A 20662-nucleotide genomic window follows, 5' to 3' on the forward strand; every position below is an offset into this window, starting at 1 on the left:
CCGGGGACAAACCATGACAATCGAATTTCAACGCTGGCCCGACGATCTGACGCGCCGGTACCGCGAGCGCGGTTACTGGATCGACAGGCCGCTGAGCGGCATCCTCACCGAACAGATCGAGCGCCGGCCGGACGCGACGGCCCTGATCTGCGGCGACCGCCGCTTCACCTACGCGGATATCGACCGGCAATCCTCCAATCTGGCCGGACACCTATCCGCCGCTGGCATCGGCAAGGGCGACACCGCGCTGGTACAGTTGCCGAACATTGCCGAGTTCTATCTCGTCTTTTTCGCGCTGATGAAGATCGGCGCTTCCCCCGTCAACGCACTTTTCAGCCATCGCCGGCTGGAAATGACCTCCTATGCGGAGCAGATCGCGCCGAAGCTGGTGATCGGCTCGCGCAGCCACGAGCTTTTCGCCAATGACACATTTTTGGAGGCGCTGAAGGCGGCTTCTCCCGGGCTTACCCTGACCCTTCTGCTTGGCGAAACAGATCCGCGGCTGAGCCTGGAACGGCGGCTGGCCGCCGTTGCCGAAAACCCACCCGCTTACGCCCCTTCCGCCGCCGATGAAGTGGCGCTGTTCCAGCTTTCCGGTGGCAGCACCGGTACGCCAAAACTGATCCCCCGGACGCATAACGACTATGATTACAGCGTTCGGGCCAGTGCGGAAATCTGCGGCCTTTCGCCTGAGACCCGCTTCCTCTGCGCCATTCCGGTGGCGCATAATTACCCGATGAGTTCGCCCGGCGCGCTCGGTGTGTTCCACGCCGGCGGTGCGGTGGTCATGGCTGCCAATCCGGAACCACTTGCCTGCTTCGATCTCATCGAAAAACACGGCGTTAACATTGTGCCGCTGGTGCCGCCGGCCGTCGCGCTGTGGCTGCAGGCGGCTCCCGCCCATCGCGAAAGGCTGAAGTCGCTCAAGCTCCTGCAGGTCGGCGGTGCAAGCTTCGCCGAGGCTTTGGCCCGCCAGGTGCCGGAAGTGCTGGGCTGCGATCTGCAACAGGTCTTCGGCATGGCGGAAGGTCTGGTGAACTACACCCGCTTCGGTGACCCCGACCATATCGTCTTCACCACGCAAGGCCGGCCGATCAGCCCGGATGACGAAATCCGCATCGTCGACGAGGACGGCAACGACGTGCCCGAGGGCGAAGCCGGCATGCTGGCAACGCGTGGCCCCTATACGTTCCGGGGCTATTACCGCGCGCCCGAACACAGCGCCCGGGTCTTCGACAAGGATGGCTTCTATTACTCGGGCGACGTCGTGCAGCGCACGCCCGAAGGTTATCTGAGGGTCGTTGGCCGGGTGAAGGACCAGATCAATCGCGGCGGCGAAAAGGTCGCTTCGGAAGAGGTGGAAAACCTGATCCTGCGGCATCCGGATGTCACCCATGCGGCTCTGGTGGCGATGCAAGACGAACTTCTCGGCGAAAAAAGCTGCGTCTTCGTCGTGTCGCGCAATCCCGCTCTCAAGGCGCCGGCTATTCGCCAGCACCTCGCAGGCCTCGGCGTCGCGGATTACAAGCTGCCGGATCGTGTGCGCTTCATCGACGCCATGCCCCTCACCGCCGTCGGAAAAATCGACAAAAAACGCCTGCGCGATCTGCTGACGACCCCCGTCGCCGTCAGCGCCTGACATTCCGCACCCATCGAATGGGACGCCAAAATGGCGTCCCCATGTTCCTAAATGCGCCAGCCCAGCCGGTGCCGCACAAACCGAGGTCATCATGACGATCCCCACCATTTCCGATTATCCCATGCCGGTCGCTGCGAGTTTTCCGGCCAACAAGACAAAATGGCAGCCCGATGCGAAACGCGCCGTACTCCTCATCCACGATATGCAGCGTTATTTCCTGCGGTTCTACGAGGCCGACGGCAAGCTGATGACGACCCTCATCGACAATCTCGCCAAGGTGAAGACATGGGCCGTTCAGAACGGTGTCCCTATCATTTACACCGCCCAGCCGCATAATCAGCCGCCTGGCGACCGCGCTCTTCTGAACGACATGTGGGGACCGGGTCTGACCGTCGTTGATCCCGAACTGCAGAAGGTGGTGGACAAGCTCGCCCCCACGCCTGACGACGTGGTGCTGACCAAATGGCGCTACAGCGCTTTCCAGCGCTCCGACCTTGCCGAACGTATGAAGGGCTGGAACCGTGATCAGATCATCGTCGGCGGCGTTTATGCCCATATAGGCTGCATGATGACGGCAGTGGAAGCCTTTATGAAGGACATCCAGCCGTTCATGATCGGTGATGGCGTTGCCGATTTTTCCGAGGCGGAGCATCGCATGGCGTTGCAATATGTGGCCACACGCTGCGGCGTGGTGATCGATGCCGCAAGCCTTGTCGGCGCGGGAAAGGGCGACGATATCAGCGAATGGCTGAAAGCCCGCGTCCTGCAGATGGTGGAGGATGAGAGCGATATCGACCCCGACGAAAACCTGATCTTCTACGGGCTGGATTCCCTGCAGGTGATGAAGCTTGCCGGAGAGTTGAAGGAACGCGGCGTCACCGTCGGCTTCGATGAGCTTGCGCGCGTGCCCACGCTCTCCGCCTGGTGGACGCTGATCGACCAAAAGCGGCTCGCGGCCTGAGCGGACAAAAAAGATGACGCAACAGAGATTTACCGGGCGGCGCGTGCTGGTGACGGGTACGGCTCAGGGCATCGGCCGCCGCATCGCCGAACGTTTCATCGAGGAAGGGGCCGATCTCATCGGCCTCGACCTCCAGGCCAGAACGGCGGAAGCGCCCTTCCGCCAGATCGCACTCGACATCACCGATGCGGCGGCAGTGGAGACGGCCTGCAAGGCGATCGAGACCGAATGGGGCGGGCTCGACATTCTCGTCAATGCCGCCGGCATATTGCGGCTCGGCGACAGTGAAAGCCTGACGCCCGCAGACTGGAAGGCGTGCATGGATGTCAACGCTGCCGGGCCGTTCCATATGCTGAGACAGTGGAGCGCCACCTTCAAACGGCAGCGGCGCGGCGCAATCGTCAATATCGGCTCCAATGCCGCGGTCGTGCCGCGCATCGGCATGATGGCCTATTGCGCCTCCAAGGCAGCGCTGGTCAGCCTCAGCCATTGCGCCGCCCTCGAGCTTGCGCCCTATGGCGTGCGCTGCAACGTCGTTTCACCCGGCTCCACCGATACGCCGATGCTTGCCGGCATGTTGAGCGATCCCGCCGGCAAGGACCGGCTGGTCGCCGGCCTGCCCGAGCAGTTCAAGCTCGGCATTCCGCTCGGCAAGATCGCAAGGCCGGACGATATTGCCGATACCGTGCTGTTCCTCGCCTCCGATCAGGCCGGGCACGTGACGATGCAGCAGATCGTGGTTGATGGCGGTGCCACGCTTGCGGCTTGAATTCGAGCCGTTGGATTGAGAGTAAGGGACATGGACGTTGTAACGGCGTTTGATCACGACGCCATCTCCGGCGATCCACCCGAGGCCATCTGGCCTTGGCCGGACGACATATGCGGCTGCCATTGCCTTATCCTTCGTTTCAGCGCCGATGAGGGCTGCGGCGGCGAGGTCCCTCCCTTGCCGCCGCAGCTTTCAAGCGCCACGCAAAGACGCAAGGCGGAATTCATCGCGGGGCGCAGATGCGCCGCGGAAGCCATCCGCCGCCTGACCGGCCGTTCCATCTTTCCCGGTATGGGCGAGGACCGTGCGCCTCTCTGGCCTGAAGGGGTGATTGGCGCAATTTCCCACAGCCAGGGCACGGCGATTGCGCTTGTAGGCTGCTGTCGACAGTTTCGCGGTATCGGCGTCGATATCGAAAAACTGCTGACAGAGGAGGAGGCCCGCGATATCGCCCCACAACTCCTGACCGCAAATGAGCGCTACAACCTCGGCAACATTATCGATCCCTTCATCACCGGCTTGATTTTCTCGGCCAAGGAAAGCCTGTTCAAGGCGCTGTATCCCATGGTGGAAAAGCTGTTCTTTTTCGAGGCGGCCGAATTATCCCGCCTGGACGCAAATGGCTCGGGATCCTTGTGCCTGACGGCTGAACTCAGCGAGGAATGGCGGTGCGGAACGGAGGTTCCTTTCCGTTTCTGCCGCTTCGAGGGCCAGCTTCTCACCCGCGTGCTCATCCCGCATTGAGGGAAAAACAGCAGATTCATAACCGCGACAATCATATTTTAAACCTGTCTTCCCGTCATCCGAGTGAAACACTCGGAAGGTACGCAGCCTGTTGGAATGATTCCAAACATTGAACGGTGGAGACACGATATGACCGACATCGATACGAGCAAATTGTCCTGGGACGAGTGGGACGAACTGCAGAACCCGCCGCCGGCCGAAACCGATTTCGACCGCGTGGTCGAAACCGCGATTTCCCGCCGCGGCTTTCTGGGCGGCGTGCTCGCCTTCGGTTCGGCGGCAGCCGCCATGGGCACGCTCGGCAACCTGATGAGCAGCACCTCGGCCGAAGCGCAGGAAGCCGCCGTCGGCCGTTTCCCCTTCAAGCCGGTTGCCGCCGCCACCGACCACACCATCCATGTGCCGGAAGGCTATAACTGGAAGCCGCTGGCGAAATGGGGCCAGCCGCTGTTCTCCAACGTTCCTGATCTCGACCCCGCAAAGGGCGTCAGCGTTGAAAATTCCGACAAGGTCTTCGGCGAAAATACCGACGGCATGGAACTCTTCGTGGTGGGCAACCACCAGCTGATCGCCGTCAATCATGAATATGTGAACCCGGAAACCAACCTGCCGCACGCCGAAAAAGGCAACCCGAAGACGGCCGACGACGTGAAGATCCTGCAGAACATGCAGGGCGTCACCGTCATGGAAGTCGCGGAAGACAAGGACGGCTGGAAAATCGTTCTCGACAGCCCTTTCAACCGCCGTATCCACCACAACACGCCGATGAAGCTTTCCGGCCCGGCCGCAGGCTCCGATCTCGTCAAGACCGCCGCCGACCCCAAGGGTGTCGACTGTCTCGGCACCTTCAACAATTGCGGCGCAGGCCGCACGCCCTGGGGCACCTACCTCACCTGCGAAGAGAACTTCAACGGCTATTTCGGCACCACCGACGCCGCCTTCAAGCTGCCTGACGATTACAAGCGTTACGGCATCGTCGCCGAGACCCGCTACGCCTATGAGAAGTTCAACGCCCGTTTCGACGTTGCCAAGAACCCCAATGAACCACGCCGCGCCGGTTACGTGGTCGAGATCGATCCCTCGGACGCCAAGTCCACGCCGATCAAGCGCACCGCGCTTGGCCGCATCAAGCATGAAAACGCCGCCGTGGTGATCGCCCGTGACGGCCGTGTCGTCGTTTACATGGGTGACGACGAGCGCGGCGAGTTCCTCTACAAATTCGTCTCCAGCGGCATCTACGTGCCGGGCGGCGACACCTCCAAGCTGCTGGACGAAGGCACGCTTTACGTCGCGAAGTTCTCCGATGACGGTGCCGGCGAGTGGCTTGCCCTGACGCCGGAAACCACGGGCATGAAGATCGACGAAATTTGCGTCTTCACCCGCCAGGCCGCTTCCAAGGTGGGCGCGACGACCATGGACCGCCCGGAATGGGTCGCCATCAACCCCGTCGCCATCGAAGCCTATTGCGCGCTGACCAACAACAGCCGCCGCGGCGAAATGAAGGACGGCAAGCTGCGCGCCAATGCCGGCGGCGACGCCATGGCGATCAATGCCGCCAACCCGCGCGAGAAGAACGAATACGGCCAGATCGTGCGCTGGTATCCGGAAAATGACGACCATGCGGACGGCAAGTTCAAGTGGGACCTGTTCTGCATGGCCGGTAACCCCGCCGTCCACAAGGACGCCTATGCCGGCTCCCCGAACATCAACGAAGGCAACATGTTCAATTCGCCTGACGGCATGATGTTCGACTCGACCGGCCTGCTCTGGATCCAGACCGATGGCGAGGACACCAATGAAGGCAACTTCGCCGGCCAGGGCAACAACCAGATGCTGGCGGGCGACCCGGCCACTGGCCGCATTGAGCGCTTCCTGACTGCGCCGAAGGGTTCCGAAGTCACCGGCCAGACCTGGTCCGCCGACAAGCGCACCCACTTCGTCGGCATCCAGCACCCCGACGCCCCCTTCCCGGACGGCGAAGGCAAGCTGCCCCGCTCGACCGTCATCGCCATCAAGCGCGACGACAATGTGAAGATCGGCTGACGCACAGGCATGAACGCAACCGGATCGCGAGGGAATTGCCATCCGGTTTCACGATAAATCGCCGCGTGCCCGAAAGGACACGCGGCGTTTTGCCTGTGTTCGTGAATGAACGTTCGGATATCGTCGTATGGCGCAGATTTATCCACCTTTCGCAAGAACCTGCATGGCAGGGCTCGCCGGCCAAGTGTAGATGTAGATTATCTCCACCTGCTTGTTGGGCCTCTCTTGGATCAGATACTCGCCATTCGAACATTTGTCCGCGTCGCCGAAGCCGGGTCCTTCGCCAAGGCGGCGGATATGCTGAACCTTCCTCGGTCCTCAGTCAGCAAGCTGGTGCAGGATCTCGAGGCACATCTCGGAACAAAGCTCGTGGAGCGCACCACGCGGTCGGTCACGATGACCACGGAGGGCGTCGCCTATCACGAACGCGCGCTGAAGCTCCTCGCCGATCTCGATGACATGGACGGCACTATTGCCGGCTCCCGCAGCACACCCAAAGGAAAGCTGCGCGTCGACATCGGCTCTGTGCTGGCAAACCAGATCCTCATCCCGGCACTTTCGGATTTTCAGCGCCATTATCCAGAAATCGATCTCATGCTCGGTGTCAGCGATCGCCCCGCCGATCTCGTCAGTGAGGGTATCGATTGCGTCATTCGCGGCGGGGCGCTGGGTGACTCATCAATGAAGGCGCGGAAGCTGTGCGAGCTGGACTACGTCATTTGCGCATCGCCCACCTATCTGGCTGGTCTGCAGTTGCCGGAGCGACCTGACGATATCGAGAAGCATCGGATCGTCTCCTACTTCTCCGCGTCATCTGGAAAGAGATTTCCATTGCGTTTTCAGCGCGGCGAAGAGCGAAGCGAGTATCTCCCGGCCTCTGGCGGCGTTTCCGTCAACGAGAGTACCGCGCATCTGAACGCGCTGCTGTCGGGACTGGGAATTGGCCAAAGCTTCGGATTTCTCGCGCGGCCCCATTTCAAGAGCGGGGCGCTGGTTGAACTTCTCCCCGACTGGAAGCCGGACAATCATCCCCTTCATCTCGTCTATCCCGCTGATCGTTTCCCAAATCCGCGGCTACGCGCCTTCACGGAATGGGCAGCGAAGGTGTTCGAAGCGGTCGACGCGCGGCGCGATGTGACGAAGACGACTATCCATCCAGATGGATAATGTCTCCATCCTGAGCGGCTTCTCTCCACCGGGCTGACGAACTAACTTCTCCTCATCGGACGGTGACGAGGCCAATGGCCAGCGCCACATCCCGAGCAAATTCAGAACTTCAACAGGCCGTGCATTCGGGCTGAACCATTTCGCGCGCCCAAGCATCAGGAGAGTTAACATGGCCAACAGGCTTCAAAACAAGATCGCCGTCATCACCGGAGCAACCAGCGGCATCGGTCTTTCGACGGCCAAGTTGTTCGCTGCCGAAGGCGCACGCGTCTATATCACAGGCCGCCGCAAGGCCGCTCTGGACGAGGCGGTGGCAGAAATAGGACAGGGCGCGGTCGGCGTACAGGCGGACTCCTCAAGCAACGCTGACCTCGACAAGCTGTTCGCCCAGGTGAAGGCGGAACAGGGCCGCCTTGACGCCCTCATCGTCAATGCAGGTGGCGGCACCATGCTGCCGCTCGGCCAGATCACCGAGGAGCAGATTGACGACACCTTTGGCCGCAACGTGAAAGCTGTGATCCTGACCGTGCAGGCGGCACTTCCGCTGATGGGCAAGGGCTCGTCCATCGTGCTGACGGGTTCGACTGCCGGCACCGAAGGCACGGCTGCCTTTTCCGTCTATTCCGCTTCCAAGGCCGCGGTGCGCAACCTGGCTCGTTCCTGGGCTCTCGACCTCAAGGGCACGGGCATCCGCGTCAACGTCATCTCGCCCGGCGCCACGCGCACACCAGGCCTCGTCGAACTTGCAGGCGACGACAAGGAACAGCAGCAGGGCCTGCTCGACTATCTCGCCTCTCGCATCCCTCTCGGTCGCGTCGGCGAAGCCGAGGAAATCGCCAAGGCGACGCTGTTCCTCGCCTCCGATGATGCGAGCTTCGTCAACGGCGCCGAGCTCTTCGCGGACGGCGGCCAGGCACAGGTTTAACGCTGAATGGCAGTGGCGGGTGGCCTCCGTTTCGAAGTAAGAAATCAAGATGCGTGCTGCCGTCAATCGCCTGCACAGAGAGCCTCAGGACGTTCTTCAGGCCGTCGAGCTGGCTTCTCGAATGACCAAATGCCGCGCTAAAATGCGCGGCGTTGCTCATGTTTGACGGCGTCCATGAAGCTCAAACCGTCGGGACACGCCGATCCCCTCCAGAAACGCCTCGTCGTGGCTGACGACCAGAATTGCGCCGTCATACGCTTTCAGGCCGGCCTCCACGATCGCGACGGAATCAAGATCGAGGTGATTGGTCGGTTCATCGAGTATGAGAAGCTGCGGCGGCTTCTGGTTGCCAAGGACGCAGGCAAGGCCGGCGCGTAGCATCTGGCCGCCAGACAGATGCCGCACATCCTGCAAACCGGCGTCGCCGCGAAACAGGAAGCGGGCAAGAGCGGCCCGGCAGGCGTTATCACTGGACCGCGGGTTGAGACGCATGAAATTGTCCCGGATGGATAGCCCGGGTCGCAGCAAGCTGACCTTCTGGTCCAGCAACGCGCAAGCAACCTCAACTCGGACCGAACCAGAAAATGGCGCGAGAGACCCGGTGATGACGGAAAGCAGCGTCGTCTTTCCCGAACCGTTCGGCCCCGCCACCGCAATCCGTTCCGGACCTGTAATCGCAAGCGACAGATCGGACAGGACAGGCGCATTGCGTTCGTAACCCGCAGTTACGTCTTCCAGCCGCAGAACCGTCTTTGACGCCACCAGTCCGGTGGACGGTATGGACAGCATGAATGGTTCAAGCACCTCAATGCGACCTCGCGCCTCTGCGACGTCTGCCTTGGCCTCCCCCGTCATTCGGCGCGCCGTGGCGGCGTTGTCACCGCTTGTCTGCTCCGCCCGCATGGCGCGCCCTCCGGCCGAAATTCTCGGTATTCCTCCTTCCGCCGCCTTCCTTTTGCCTGCACCATCGCGACGAGCCTGCCGCTCGGCCGTCTCCTGCGCCTTGCGCTCGACGGCGCTGAGCCGCTTCTCGGCCTCGGCCAGTTCATGCCTGGCATTGTCAAGCTCCAGTGCCTTGCGATCGCTGTAGTGGTCCCAGTTTCCGCCATAACGGCTGATACCGAGCGATGTCAGTTCAGCAATGCTGTCGACCGTTTCGAGCAATTCACGATCATGGCTGACAATGATTGCGCCATGACGCCAGCCGCTCACAAGTTCGATCACTGCAGTCCGACCGTCACGATCGAGGTTGTTCGTGGGTTCGTCGAGGATCAGGAACTCGGGTGCATGATAGATTTGAGCGGCAAGCGCTGCACGGGTGCGCTGCCCGCCGGAGAGTCGGGCGAGCAGTGTCGTCGCGGGCATGGACAGGCCGAAGCGCGCGAGTGCCGCCTCGATATTCGTCTCAAGCATCCAATCGATATCGGCCAGTTCCTCCAACGTCGCGCCACCCGCCTGCGCCCGTTCAAGCACAGCGAGCGCATCACGCGCGCCAAAGAGATCGGCAATCGTCTCATCTTCGGCCACCTGGACGCTTTGACGCAGGATGTGGATACCCGACGGTGCAGAGACAGAACCCGAAGATGGTGTCAATTCGCCGGCGATCAGCTTCAAGAGCGTCGTCTTGCCGGCCCCGTTACGACCGACAAGCCCGACACGCTCCGGGCCGAACACAATATTCAGATTGGTGAAAAGCGAACGACCGTCAGGCGTGAACCAGGACAGATTGGAGAGTGTGATAAAGTGGGTCATGGACAAGGTTTTCCCGCATGGCAAGGCAAAGTGGCGTTGCTATCGGGTTGAAATCCATTGTCGACCATCCTGTTGTTGCTGCGGACCGATGGAATGTAGCGTTTGAAAATGGGACATTCAAGGCCGCTTCAATAACGGCCTGCGCTCTTTTCAAGCATCGGCGGCTGACGGTCTTGTGTTCGCTCCACATCCGGCGTCAGGGGGCAATGATTTCGCCGACATGGTCATTCACGGGCACAGTTCAAACTTCTCCGGGGCCGCGAACCATGCGAGCAGACTTTTCAGTCAGGGGCATCAAAAAGCGAAAGATAGCGCTCGCCACTATCCGGAAACACGACCGCAATCGTCTTGCCGTTGTTTTCCGCGCGGCGGGAAAGCTCGATCGCGGCAAAGATGGCTGCACCGGATGAGGTTCCCACAAGGAAGCCCTCCTCTCTGGCCACCGCAAGCGCTGCCCGCCGCGCCTCTTCGGTGGTAACGGCAATGACTTCATCCACGACGCTCTTGTCGTAGGTCTCCGGCAAGGTCCCTTCCTCCACTTCGGTCACCTTGTGGACGCCTTCGATCGTGGAAGCGCCGGGGTTTTCGGGGGATGGAACGGACTGCGGTGTCGGCTCGGCAACAACGATCCTTATCTCCGGTTTTTGCGCCTTCAGGAAACGTCCGGCACCGGACACGGTGCCGCCCGTACCAACGGTGGCGACCAGGATATCGATGTCACCTTCGGTATCGCGCCAGATTTCCGGCCCGGTCGTCTCGAAATGAACCTGCGGGTTGGCATCATTGGAACGCTGGCCGGTATAAAATGCATCCGGATTTTCAGCCTTGATCCTGTCGATGATGCGATGGATGGCATCGGGCTGGAAGAGCTCCTCATTTTCGATCAGCTCGATCTCGGAGCCGAACTGCCTGAGGATGTTGATCTTGTCTTCGCTGATGGTATTGCGAAGATAAAATTTCGTGCGATAGCCGCGTGCGGAGGCAACCGCCGCAATTCCGATGCCTGTATTGCCACTGGTCAGATCGAAAAGAAGATCGCCCGGCAATCGGCCGCTCTTCTCAGCCTCACATATGATGCCCCAGGCGGTGCGGTCTTTGACACTGCCTGCGGGATTGAGGTACTCGATCTTGGCGAGAATGCGCGATTGGAGATTGTATTTCGTCCGAATTCTGGCGAGTTCCACCAGCGGCGTATTGCCAACGAGTTCTGTAAAATCCCGATAAATCCTGCCCAATTTCACTATCCTGTTTGCACTGCGTGGATACCGAACAACAGGCTCCGATGCGTATCGCCCGTCGGACCGCATGTTTTGATCATGCTTCGGATTTTTCCTTCTGCGTTTGCGGTGCTATCCCCACGCCTCCATTTGGCGCTGGTGAGGCGCCGTTCACGGCGAAATCTCCAACGATACGGTCGTGATAGATACGGGGATTGTGTGAGGTTATCGTGCGGGCGTTTCGCCAGTGACGATCAAGACCATGGCTGCGTTTTGCGGCTGAGGCGCCAAGCGCATCGAAGAGGACAGTGGACGCATCCAGGACAAGGTTGCTGACGACAGTAACCGACTGGCTGACTTCCAGCTCCGCGTCACGGTTCGCAGATGCAATATGCTCCTCGTCTCCAGAGAGATTGGCATCATAGGCAGCCTGCAGGGCTTCTGCGGCCTTTAACACGATGGCGCCGGCGCTATAGGCCGCACCCCTGATCCGCCCCACGACCTGAAGCACCTGAGGGTCATCAGAAAAACGCGCGGCGTTACTGCGTTGATAGACGCGTTTGCGCTCCGCAACATGGCGGGCGATTTCCAATGCGGCCGCGCGGCCGATCCCGGCAAGCGAGGCCAGATGGACGAGCTGGAAAAAGCCGCCTGAATAGCTGAAACGAAGCGCGCTCGGCTTGATGAGGTCCTCGGAAATCGCCACGTCGGTAAATCGCGCCGTGCCGCTGGCCGTCAGCGCCTGTCCGAAACCATCCCAGTCGTTGACGATTTCGACGCCTTCAGCCTTTGTGGGAACAAGCGCGCCAACCGGTACACCATCGCCATCCACGGCTCCAAGCGTGATCCAGTCGGCATAGAGCGAGCCGGTCGTATAATATTTTTCGCCATTCAGCCGCCAGCCGCCGCCATCCCGGGTGAGCTGGGTGGAATAGGTTCCAAGTTTGGCATCCCCGATTTCCGAAAAGCCGCTGCCAATGGTTTCGCCACGTCCGATCCGCTCTAGCCACGCATCCCGCCATGGCGAAGGTGGTGCATTCAGCAGATCTTCCGTAAAGCCAAGATGGCTGCGGTAAGCATTGGTGAGGTTGGGATCTGCCTGCGCGAGTTCAATGATCAAGCCAAAAAGCTCGGGAAGCGTCAGGCCCAGACCACCAAATTTCTCCGGCAGACGCAATCTGGAAAAGCCGGCCTTTTTCAAAGCTTCGTAGTCATCGAAACGAAGCTCGCGTTCCAGATCGTGTCGTATTGAATCTTTGCCGATTTCGGCAAAAATTCCCCGAAACCTCTCGGCGATCGCGTCAAAACGTTTGCTGGGCGCAGAACCCCAGGCATGGCTGGCATTGGTCATTGCAAATTCCTGTCTGTGGAGCAGTCTGGCGAACACCCGCCCGGGTCTAGGCGGCTGCCGCTTCGGTACCCTGTTCGAAGTCGTGTAAATGGAGCGCGATTTCGAACCCTCTGCGTTTCAGCCAGTGGGCCACGACCCTGGCGCGGGCGCCGAGCAGGTCATCCACCAGAATGACCCGGGCACCGCGCACCGCGATCGTTCGATAGGCGACACCGAGAAGCTGCCCGCCTTCCGACGAAATTGAGCCCTGCAGATGGGAAGTCTCGAACTCTTCCGGTGTGCGCACGTCCAGGAAATAGGTCGTTCGTGATGGGTCCTTCAACCATGTCTCGGCGGTCGGGCGGTCGATGAAGAGCAGATCGTCATCCCTGGAAAAGGCCTTCAATCGCGCCTCTGCAATCTCTTTCGCGTTGGCGCTCACATGCGAATATGTCCGGGAGGGGCCTGTTTCCAGCTCAAATCCATCATCCGTCCAGCCGCGCGTCCCATCATGCAGGTAACTGACATCGTTTTCGACACCGGCGTCGATCAATGTCTGCGCGCCGAGAATTGCGCGGGGCAGGCCAGCGCAGGAGACGACGACCCTTGTTTTGGGCGAGGGAACGAGATCGGAAAAGCGCAGCAGGAGTTCCGCACCCGGCACACCGATCGCACCGGGCACATGTGCCTTTTCATATTCCGGCAATGTGCGCGTATCGAGGATGACAACATCCTCTCCGGCGTCCCGCCACGCCTTGAGCTCACGCGCAAAAACCACAGGCGTGTTTTTCTCGCTTCTCACCTTCTGAACGAAAGGAACGCCGGGAATATCGAATGTCGGCAACGCCTCGACGCCACCTTCGATCCATGCCGGGATTCCGCCACGCAGAAAATGAATGTCGGTCCAACCCTTGGCGGCAAGCCGTTCGGCCGCCTGCTCCGCGCTGCCTTTTCCATCATCCACCAGCACGGTGCGCACGACGGGGCGAGGAATGAAGCGATCGATTTCCGCCTCAAGCCTGTCAACCGGAAGGTTCGTGGCAAATAGCGGTGAAGCATACCCCACTTCCTCGGCGGTACGGATATCCAGGACCGCAAGTTCCCTGCCATCGCGCAGCCATTCGATGAGACGATCTTTTGTTACAGCATATACGGACATTGCGTTTTCTCCTGACAAATCCGGAATTTTCATGCGGGGTTTCAAGCGGTCGGATCGAGCCACAGATCGCCGAAACTCCAGTTCAGCCCCTGCGCGCCGGTGACATAGTTCCTGACCCGCTTGTGCGCCACGATCTGGCTTCCCGCCGCCACGAGATCGACGGAGGCGACGTCGTCATGGATGAGATGCTGGAACTTGCTCCAGGTTACCCAGCGTTTCTTCGGATCCGGTTCGATGGCGGCCGCTTCAAGAAGCGCATCTGCGTCTGGATTGGCGTAGTTTGCCGCATTGGAAAAGGGCAGCCCGATCTTGAAATTCTTGCTCCAATAGGCGCGCTGGATGCCGAGCGACGGGTCAAAGGTATTGGAGAGGGATTCCACCACCAGATCAAAGGCACGGTCCGTGTAGACGGTTTTCAGATAGGTCGGCAGGTCGTATTTGCGGATTTCAACGGCAATGCCGATCTTTTCAAGCTGGCTGCGAAGAACATCGGCATAGCCGGGTGTCAGATAGGAATTATACGTCAATCGTACTGGAAAACGCTTTCCGTCCTCCTTGCGCGGATATCCCGCCGCGTCGAGTAACTTTTCCGCTTCTTTCGGGTCGTAGGCATATGGCTTGACCGAAGCATCATACCAGTTGGGAAGGGCCGTGCTGACGGGGCTGGGTGATATCTGCGCATAACCGAAGAGCGCCACGTTGACGATCTCATCGAGGTTGATTGCCTTCGCAATGGCCAGGCGAACATCTTTCTTGCGGAAGATTTCGTTATCGTAATTGAAGAACAACTGCTGCTGCGGACCCGCATAGGCATAGGTGTTCGTATCCAGAACGAGATCGGGGTTCTGCTTCAGCCGTTCGAGATCCGCCAGCGGCACGGGGTTGTCGCCAAGATCGACTTCCCCCGTCTCCAGCGCCACTGCCCGCGCAGCCGGGTCGGTGATGATGCGATCAAGATAGGGTTTGCCGGCATCCCAATAATCGGGATTTCGATCGAAGATCAGATGGCTCCCCGGCGTCCATTCGGTCAGTTTGAAGGGGCCGGTGCCAATAGCAGTCTGCAGCGTCTGGCCATCGGCGGGCTTCAGCTTTTCGAAAATATGCTTCGGCACGATCGGCGATTCCGAACTCGATTGCGCAGCAATGAGAAACGGTGCGGGTTTGGACAGAACGATAATGGCAGTGAGGGGATCCGGCGTCTCCACCGCCTGAACGTTCTGGTAGGTTATGCGGCCGCGTGGATGCGCTTCTTTCAGGCGGAAAATCGAAAAGGCAACGTCTTCCGATGTAAAATCTTTGCCGTCATGCCATTTCACATTTGGCCTGAGTTTGAACGTATAACGCAGATGGTCATCGGAAACGGACCATTCCGTTGCCAGCAAGGGCTGCGGCTTGAGGTCGAAATCGAATGTGAGGAGGCCTTCAACAATCTTTGGGCCGATCGCCTGCCCCGTGCCTGACGATGTGTTGATGGCGAAAAGCGCGTTGCCGGGATCGACACGATAGAGCAGCCTGAGCGTGCCGCCGGAGACGGGCCGGCTCGCATCGCCACCCGCTGCGAAGACCGAACCAGGCAGGGCCGTTCCTGCCGTTGCCAAAAGAAGCATTTTATTGAACTGCCGGCGTCCGATCGTCATGAAAATCCCCGTTTGAAAACGTCGTTTCGATGACGAAAGCATCGGGGCAATGCAGCGCATTCCTAAGGATAAAATTCTTCCTCCTTGTCGAAGAAATCATTCCTTGCGGAATTTTATTTCAGTACTTACGCAAGCAGGCACCAAAGCTCGCGCTGAATTGCCCCATCCATCGGGATCTTCGTTGCGCATCCGGAGCAGATGGTGGAATGCGAAGAAATCTCGCCGGCGTTTGTTTCAGCATTCCCGTGGAAATGTTGTTTCATCTCACAATCGCGATTGAGAAGGACATTGCTCGGCAGATGCCTCGGCCGGCCATATCAAATCACAGGAATTTGCCACCTTTCTGATCCGCACAATTGAGCCCGCCCCCCCCAATTATGGAGTTTCATCCGATGACCCCGCCCAGTCCGATTACCAAACTGGAAATCCCACAGCAGCGCGTCGAGGCCCGTTATGGAACGCAGGCCTATTTTTCTCCGCCTTTCTGGAATGACACCATCGACGCCTTGCTGAACCATCGCACCGCCCGCGCCTATCTGCCCAAGGCTCTGCCGGAGGGCAGCCTGGAGCTTCTGGTCGCCGCCGCGCAATCAGCGCCCACATCATCCAATCTTCAGGCGTGGAGTGTGGTTGCGGTGCAGGACAAGGAGCGCAAGGCACGACTGGCGGGTTTCACCGGCGGCAACGCCCATATAAAGGATGCCCCCCTTTTCCTCATCTGGCTTATCGACCTGAAGCGGCTGCGCACGGTCGCTTCAAGCCAGGGGAATGAGGGCGAAGGACTGGATTACCTGGAAAGCTTCCTGATCGGCGCCATCGACGCTGCATTGGCGGCGCAGAACGCTGTAGCTGCAATTGATTCAGTCGGCCTGGGCTCCTGCTACGTCGGCGGCATCCGCAACAGGCCGGAGGACGTGGCCCGCGAACTCAACCTACCTGCCGAGACGGTTGCCGTCTTCGGCCTGACGGTCGGCTATCCTGACCCAGCGGTAAAAACAGATGTCAAACCGCGCTTGTCACAATCATCCATTCTGTTTCATGAAACCTATTCGGAACCCGCCCACGATGACCTCAATTCTTATGATGAGGTCTTGAAGGTATTTCAGGAAAAACAGGGCCTGCCGCAAAATGGCTGGACAGGGCCCATTGCCCAGCGTGTGGAGAACGCCGCCGCGCTGAAGGGCCGTGCGGAACTGAGCCGGACGCTGCGTCGCCTCGGTTTCGCTATCAAATAAATTCCATTGCGGCTGACGGTATCAAACGAAGGCGCTCCCTTGCCCCGGCGATACAAGGTGCGGGCCGGGGCGGCGCAATCTCTCCCGAAATCACCGGTTTCGGGAACTTATTTTCTATAAAATTAGTAGATATAGAATGACCGGTCTTCCTTTGCCCCGCTTGAAGGCCTTACGATCCGTTCAGAATGCTCCTGAACGCATCCTGCCACCGTCCTCAACCGCCGCCGAAACCGCCGAACCAATCACCACACCAATATCTCCGTAGATCCGGAGCGTAAAAAGACAGGACGAGAAACGACAGATGCCACGTTATGTTATCATTGGCGCCGGCGCGGTGGGCGCGAGCCTTGCAGCACAGTTTGCACTTTCCGGCATTGATTATGCACTTTTCGGGCGGGGAGCCCAGATAAGCCATATCAGGCAGCATGGCCTTACCTTTCAACGACCCGCACAGACGCGGCAGATCGATCTGAAGGTCTTCGACCTGACGGATCTTCCGGAATTGAGACGGGATGATATCCTCCTGCTCACCGTGAAGGCTCAGGATGCCATAAGCGCACTCGCCTTCTGGTCCTGGCAGAACGTCTCCAACACGACGGCACCGGCGGCTGCACAGCTGCCTATAGTGACTTTTCAGAATGGACTGGCGACTGAAGCCAATGCCCTGAGAACATTTTCCAGGGTCTATGGCGCAAGCATTCTGACACCGGCGCGGTTCACAGAAACCGGGAAGGTGGTGGTTGGCGGCGAGCCGCAACTGGGCATCGTGACGGTCGGGCGTTTTCCGCTCGGACAGGATGAGGTGACGACGCAGGTCACGGCAGACCTCAACAGGGCGGGATATCTTGCCGAGGCCAGCGACGATATCCGCCGCTGGAAAGCAGCAAAGCTCCTTCACAACGTTCGCAACGTCCTCGAACTGTTCGACGGTCCGGCCGATCTGAACGACAAGATCAGCGCGGCGCTGGTGGATGAAGCCCGCCATGTGCTCGACGCGGCAGGTTACACCCTCGCCTCGCCCTCCGAGCGAACCGTAGACATCTCGAACTGGCGAGTAGCGCCGAACAGCGGCATTCACCCGGGCCAGCAATCGACGTGGCAGAGTTTCAGGCGCGGAGCCTCAAGTGAGGTGGATTTCCTCAACGGAGAGATCGTATTGCTCGGCCGGCTTCACAATGTGCCAACGCCCTATAACGACGCTGTTCAGACGCTGGCCGGCAAACTGGCGCAACAGGGCGGGTTTTCAAAGCCGCTGCCGCTCGATGCAATCACGTCGCTCATCGCCGGCCCGGACCGGCCGGCGCAGCCCAATCCCGCCAGCCCTTCGTGACCGGCGGCCTCAAGCAGTGCGATTTATCAAACGACAGTGTGAAACGATATAATGAGAGAAGCCATATCAGACCATATACTCACCGCCGCCGGCACGCTCTTCTATCGCGAAGGCATCCGGGCTGTCGGCATCGATCGGATCATCGAGGAAGCGAATGTCGCGAAGGCGACGCTCTACCGGCATTTCCCTTCGAAGGATCATCTTGTTGCAGCCTATCTGGAAGCGCGTCATGAGCGGGTGATCCACGCGCTTCAGAACGTGGTGGATGCGGACATGGCTCCGAAGGAGCAGATCCGGCTGATTTTCGAGCAACTCCACGAAAAGGCCGACAGCCCGGATTTTCGCGGCTGCGCCTTCGCTCTCGCGGTTGCCGAACATGGCGAATCCGAGCGGGTCGTGTTCGTTGCGCGTACCCATAAGGCGAAGGTCAGGGACCTGTTCGCCGCTATCCTGGCGAGGGCCGGCAGCACAGTGGAGATCGCCGCCGCCCATCTCTCACTTCTCTACGAAGGGGCGCTGGCGACCGTCGCGGTTGGACGCGACCCCAAGGCGGTGCTGATCGCGCGTGACTGCGCTCTCTCCGTTTTCGCCACGGCCGCCGCCTCCACCGATCAACCGAACTGAAAGCAGCAGACAATGACAAAGACGATCGATTATTTCTTCAGCATCGGTTCACCCTGGGCCTTCATTGGTGTTGAACCCTTTGCTGCCCTGGCGAAACAGCAGGGCGCCACTATCCGCCCTCACCTTATTCCGCTGATCGAGGAAAACGGTGGCATTTACTCAAAAAATCGCCCGGAGGCCAGACGTGCCTACTGGATCACGGATCTGAAGCGGTGGGCGGCATTGCGCGGAAAAGTGCTCAATTTCGACAATCGCGCTGCGCTCTCGGATCCGTCCCCGGCAGGCCTGATGGTTGCGGCGGCAATCGAGAAGGGTGAAGACTGGCTGAAGCTTGCAGTTGCACTGCAGGAGGCTTTCTGGGTCCGCCGTGAAGACATCGGCAAGGCCGACATCCGCCAGGCCATCGCGATGGCCGCAGGCTTCGATGCTGTAGCCCTCGATGAACATGGCAAAAGCGACGCGGTTGCTGTCTTGCAGAAGGCGAGCTTCGAAGCTGCCAGGGCCGCCGGTGTTTTCGGGGTTCCGACCTATCGCTATCAGGATGAACTCTACTGGGGGCAGGACAGCCTTCCGTTCCTTGAGCGTCATCTCAGAGGCGAAAAACTGGCCGCCTGATGTTCACCGCCAGATGGCGGAGACGGTCTGGCGTCGCCAGCCGCGCGCCTCGCCCTCAAGGTTTGTAAGTCTGTCGCAGCGTTTTGCGACCCGCCTACACGGAATGTTTTATGCCTGACCTGTCTCCTTCTCTCATCCGATCCCTGCGAGACCTCCTCGGGGAGCGTCTTTCAACGTCGCCGACACTGCGCGAGCAGCACGGGCGCGGCGAGGCGCATCACGCAGCCGCCTTTCCCGATGCGGTCGCTTTCGCGGAAACCACCTCCGAAGTGTCCGAGGTCGTGCGGCTATGTGCGGCGGAAAGGGTGCCCGTCATCGCTTTTGGCGCCGGCACTTCGCTGGAAGGACATCTGACAGCCGTCAATGGCGGGGTCTCAATCGACCTTTCACGCATGTCGAAAATCACCCGTATCAGCAGTGAAGATCTGGATTGTACGGTCGAGGCCGGGGTAACGCGGGAGCAGTTGAACACATATCTGCGAGACATGGGACTGTTCTTTCCCATCGATCCCGGCGCAAACGCTTCGATTGGCGGCATGGCTGCAACCCGCGCTTCCGGCACCAACGCCGTCCGCTACGGAACAATGCGTGAAAACGTACTGGGCCTGACCGTGGTGCTGCCGACCGGCCAGGTTATCAAAACCGGCGGTCGCGCCAGAAAGTCTTCTGCCGGATACGACCTGACGCGGCTGTTCGTGGGTTCGGAAGGAACGCTGGGGATCATCACCGAAATAACCCTTCGCCTCTATGGAATACCCGAAACCATCTCGGCGGCGCTCTGCTCTTTCGAGAGCGTCGAACAGGCAGTCGCGGCGGCCATTCAGGTCGTGCAACTCGGCATCCCCGTCGCCCGCATGGAGCTCATGGACCGTGGCCTGATCACGGCCGTCAATGCCTATTCCGGGCTGGAGCTGAAGATCCAGGACACCTTGGCTTTCGAGTTTCACGGCTCGCCCGCCGGCGTCCAGGAGCAGGTCGATATGGTGTCCGCCATTGTGGAAGACCATGGCGGCAAGGATTTCGAGTGGGCCAACGCCCCTGAAGAACGCAATCGCCTCTGGAAAGCGCGCCACAACGCATTTTATGCTGTCGTATCGCAAAGGCCAAACGCCAAAGGCTGGTCTTCGGATGTCTGTGTTCCGGTCTCGCAGCTCAGCAACTGCATATTGAAGACCCGCGAGCTCCTGCAGGATTGCAGCGTACCGGCTGCCATTCTCGGCCATGTCGGCGATGGCAATTATCATGTCGTCTTCGCGGTCGATCCCGGCAATGCGGAAGAGCTCGGCGAGGTGGCGGCCATCAACAAGAAGATGGTGCAATACGCCCTCTCGGTCGGCGGCACCTCGACCGGCGAACATGGCGTGGGCACCGGCAAGATCGCCTACCTGCGTGAAGAACATGGTGACGCGGTCGATCTTATGGCGCTCATCAAACATGCAGTCGATCCAGCCGGCATCATGAATCCCGGCAAAATCCTGCCGAGATAGAATGTTACTTTGCGATCCGCGACCGCTG

The 20662-nt window shown here is 59.8% G+C and carries 17 protein-coding genes; 12 read left to right on the forward strand and 5 right to left on the reverse strand.

The window, feature by feature from the left end; genetic code table 11:
- Positions 1 to 13 precede the first annotated feature (13 nt).
- The 7 genes from EYD00_RS15475 to EYD00_RS15505 all read left to right on the forward strand — a co-directional run bounded on the left by EYD00_RS15475 (position 14) and on the right by EYD00_RS15505 (position 8248).
- A complete protein-coding gene (locus EYD00_RS15475; protein ID WP_034496895.1) occupies positions 14 to 1639 on the forward strand; it encodes a (2,3-dihydroxybenzoyl)adenylate synthase in 1626 nt (541 codons plus the stop codon).
- A gap of 91 nt (positions 1640 to 1730) precedes the next feature.
- Positions 1731 to 2600, forward strand: coding sequence for an isochorismatase (locus EYD00_RS15480; protein WP_034496897.1), 870 nt, complete (start codon positions 1731 to 1733; stop codon positions 2598 to 2600).
- Positions 2601 to 2613: 13 nt separating this feature from the next.
- A complete protein-coding gene (dhbA, locus tag EYD00_RS15485) occupies positions 2614 to 3369 on the forward strand; it encodes a 2,3-dihydro-2,3-dihydroxybenzoate dehydrogenase (protein WP_022562806.1) in 756 nt (251 codons plus the stop codon).
- Positions 3370 to 3399: 30 nt separating this feature from the next.
- Positions 3400 to 4113, forward strand: coding sequence for a 4'-phosphopantetheinyl transferase family protein (locus EYD00_RS15490; protein WP_034496900.1), 714 nt, complete (start codon positions 3400 to 3402; stop codon positions 4111 to 4113).
- Positions 4114 to 4242: 129 nt separating this feature from the next.
- The gene (locus tag EYD00_RS15495) at positions 4243 to 6156 is read left to right on the forward strand and encodes a PhoX family protein (protein ID WP_034496904.1); all 1914 of its coding nucleotides are present in this window, start codon (positions 4243 to 4245) and stop codon (positions 6154 to 6156) included.
- 225 nt (positions 6157 to 6381) lie between these two features.
- The gene (locus EYD00_RS15500; RefSeq protein WP_034496907.1) at positions 6382 to 7323 is read left to right on the forward strand and encodes a LysR family transcriptional regulator; all 942 of its coding nucleotides are present in this window, start codon (positions 6382 to 6384) and stop codon (positions 7321 to 7323) included.
- 169 nt (positions 7324 to 7492) lie between these two features.
- Positions 7493 to 8248, forward strand: coding sequence for an SDR family NAD(P)-dependent oxidoreductase (locus EYD00_RS15505; RefSeq protein WP_022562810.1), 756 nt, complete (start codon positions 7493 to 7495; stop codon positions 8246 to 8248).
- Between the two features lie 156 nt (positions 8249 to 8404).
- On the opposite strand, the gene EYD00_RS15510 is transcribed toward EYD00_RS15505, so the two are convergent.
- The 5 genes from EYD00_RS15510 to EYD00_RS15530 form a co-directional block, all read right to left on the reverse strand.
- Positions 8405 to 10000, reverse strand: a complete 1596-nt coding sequence (locus EYD00_RS15510) for an ABC-F family ATP-binding cassette domain-containing protein (protein WP_034496909.1) — start codon at positions 9998 to 10000, stop codon at positions 8405 to 8407.
- A gap of 281 nt (positions 10001 to 10281) precedes the next feature.
- Positions 10282 to 11241 (reverse strand): PLP-dependent cysteine synthase family protein, encoded by a 960-nt coding sequence (locus EYD00_RS15515; protein ID WP_244465099.1) that lies wholly within the window; start codon positions 11239 to 11241, stop codon positions 10282 to 10284.
- A gap of 73 nt (positions 11242 to 11314) precedes the next feature.
- Positions 11315 to 12568 carry an acyl-CoA dehydrogenase family protein gene (locus EYD00_RS15520; protein ID WP_034496912.1) on the reverse strand — a complete coding sequence of 418 codons (1254 nt, stop codon included), beginning with the start codon at positions 12566 to 12568 and terminating at the stop codon, positions 11315 to 11317.
- 46 nt (positions 12569 to 12614) lie between these two features.
- On the reverse strand, positions 12615 to 13706 hold the full coding sequence (locus tag EYD00_RS15525; protein WP_034496914.1) for a rhodanese-like domain-containing protein: 1092 nt from the start codon (positions 13704 to 13706) through the stop codon (positions 12615 to 12617).
- 41 nt (positions 13707 to 13747) lie between these two features.
- Entirely contained in the window at positions 13748 to 15343 is a 1596-nt protein-coding gene (locus EYD00_RS15530) for an ABC transporter substrate-binding protein (protein ID WP_034497577.1), read from the reverse strand.
- 392 nt (positions 15344 to 15735) lie between these two features.
- Here EYD00_RS15530 and EYD00_RS15535 point away from each other — a divergent pair, with 392 nt between their 5' ends.
- The 5 genes from EYD00_RS15535 (at position 15736) to EYD00_RS15555 (ending at position 20634) form a co-directional block, all read left to right on the forward strand.
- Positions 15736 to 16578: an NADPH-dependent oxidoreductase gene (locus tag EYD00_RS15535; protein WP_034497580.1), complete on the forward strand. Its 843-nt coding sequence runs from the start codon at positions 15736 to 15738 to the stop codon at positions 16576 to 16578.
- A gap of 301 nt (positions 16579 to 16879) precedes the next feature.
- Entirely contained in the window at positions 16880 to 17908 is a 1029-nt protein-coding gene (locus tag EYD00_RS15540) for a ketopantoate reductase family protein (protein ID WP_034496918.1), read from the forward strand.
- 51 nt (positions 17909 to 17959) lie between these two features.
- Complete coding sequence (locus tag EYD00_RS15545) at positions 17960 to 18532, forward strand: TetR/AcrR family transcriptional regulator (protein WP_022562817.1); 573 nt, start codon at positions 17960 to 17962, stop codon at positions 18530 to 18532.
- A gap of 12 nt (positions 18533 to 18544) precedes the next feature.
- Positions 18545 to 19147: a 2-hydroxychromene-2-carboxylate isomerase gene (locus EYD00_RS15550; RefSeq protein WP_034496920.1), complete on the forward strand. Its 603-nt coding sequence runs from the start codon at positions 18545 to 18547 to the stop codon at positions 19145 to 19147.
- Between the two features lie 110 nt (positions 19148 to 19257).
- The gene (locus EYD00_RS15555; protein WP_034496922.1) at positions 19258 to 20634 is read left to right on the forward strand and encodes an FAD-binding oxidoreductase; all 1377 of its coding nucleotides are present in this window, start codon (positions 19258 to 19260) and stop codon (positions 20632 to 20634) included.
- Positions 20635 to 20662 lie beyond the last annotated feature (28 nt).

The sequence above is a fragment of the Agrobacterium sp. 33MFTa1.1 genome (assembly GCF_004328495.1).
In the GTDB taxonomy this organism is placed as follows: Bacteria; Pseudomonadota; Alphaproteobacteria; order Rhizobiales; family Rhizobiaceae; genus Agrobacterium; species Agrobacterium pusense.

Bases quoted from the DNA above. Each gene is read 5' to 3' on its own strand.
- EYD00_RS15555 (WP_034496922.1), top strand. From the start codon at position 19,258: ATGCCTGACCTGTCTCCTTCTCTCATCCGATCCCTGCGAGACCTCCTC.
- EYD00_RS15480 (WP_034496897.1), top strand. From the start codon at position 1,731: ATGACGATCCCCACCATTTCCGATTATCCCATGCCGGTCGCTGCGAGT.
- EYD00_RS15525 (WP_034496914.1), bottom strand. From the start codon at position 13,706: ATGTCCGTATATGCTGTAACAAAAGATCGTCTCATCGAATGGCTGCGC.
- EYD00_RS15550 (WP_034496920.1), top strand. From the start codon at position 18,545: ATGACAAAGACGATCGATTATTTCTTCAGCATCGGTTCACCCTGGGCC.
- EYD00_RS15475 (WP_034496895.1), top strand. From the start codon at position 14: ATGACAATCGAATTTCAACGCTGGCCCGACGATCTGACGCGCCGGTAC.
- EYD00_RS15510 (WP_034496909.1), bottom strand. From the start codon at position 10,000: ATGACCCACTTTATCACACTCTCCAATCTGTCCTGGTTCACGCCTGAC.
- EYD00_RS15540 (WP_034496918.1), top strand. From the start codon at position 16,880: ATGCCACGTTATGTTATCATTGGCGCCGGCGCGGTGGGCGCGAGCCTT.
- EYD00_RS15495 (WP_034496904.1), top strand. From the start codon at position 4,243: ATGACCGACATCGATACGAGCAAATTGTCCTGGGACGAGTGGGACGAA.
- EYD00_RS15490 (WP_034496900.1), top strand. From the start codon at position 3,400: ATGGACGTTGTAACGGCGTTTGATCACGACGCCATCTCCGGCGATCCA.
- EYD00_RS15530 (WP_034497577.1), bottom strand. From the start codon at position 15,343: ATGACGATCGGACGCCGGCAGTTCAATAAAATGCTTCTTTTGGCAACG.
- dhbA (WP_022562806.1), top strand. From the start codon at position 2,614: ATGACGCAACAGAGATTTACCGGGCGGCGCGTGCTGGTGACGGGTACG.
- EYD00_RS15535 (WP_034497580.1), top strand. From the start codon at position 15,736: ATGACCCCGCCCAGTCCGATTACCAAACTGGAAATCCCACAGCAGCGC.
- EYD00_RS15505 (WP_022562810.1), top strand. From the start codon at position 7,493: ATGGCCAACAGGCTTCAAAACAAGATCGCCGTCATCACCGGAGCAACC.
- EYD00_RS15545 (WP_022562817.1), top strand. From the start codon at position 17,960: ATGAGAGAAGCCATATCAGACCATATACTCACCGCCGCCGGCACGCTC.
- EYD00_RS15520 (WP_034496912.1), bottom strand. From the start codon at position 12,568: ATGACCAATGCCAGCCATGCCTGGGGTTCTGCGCCCAGCAAACGTTTT.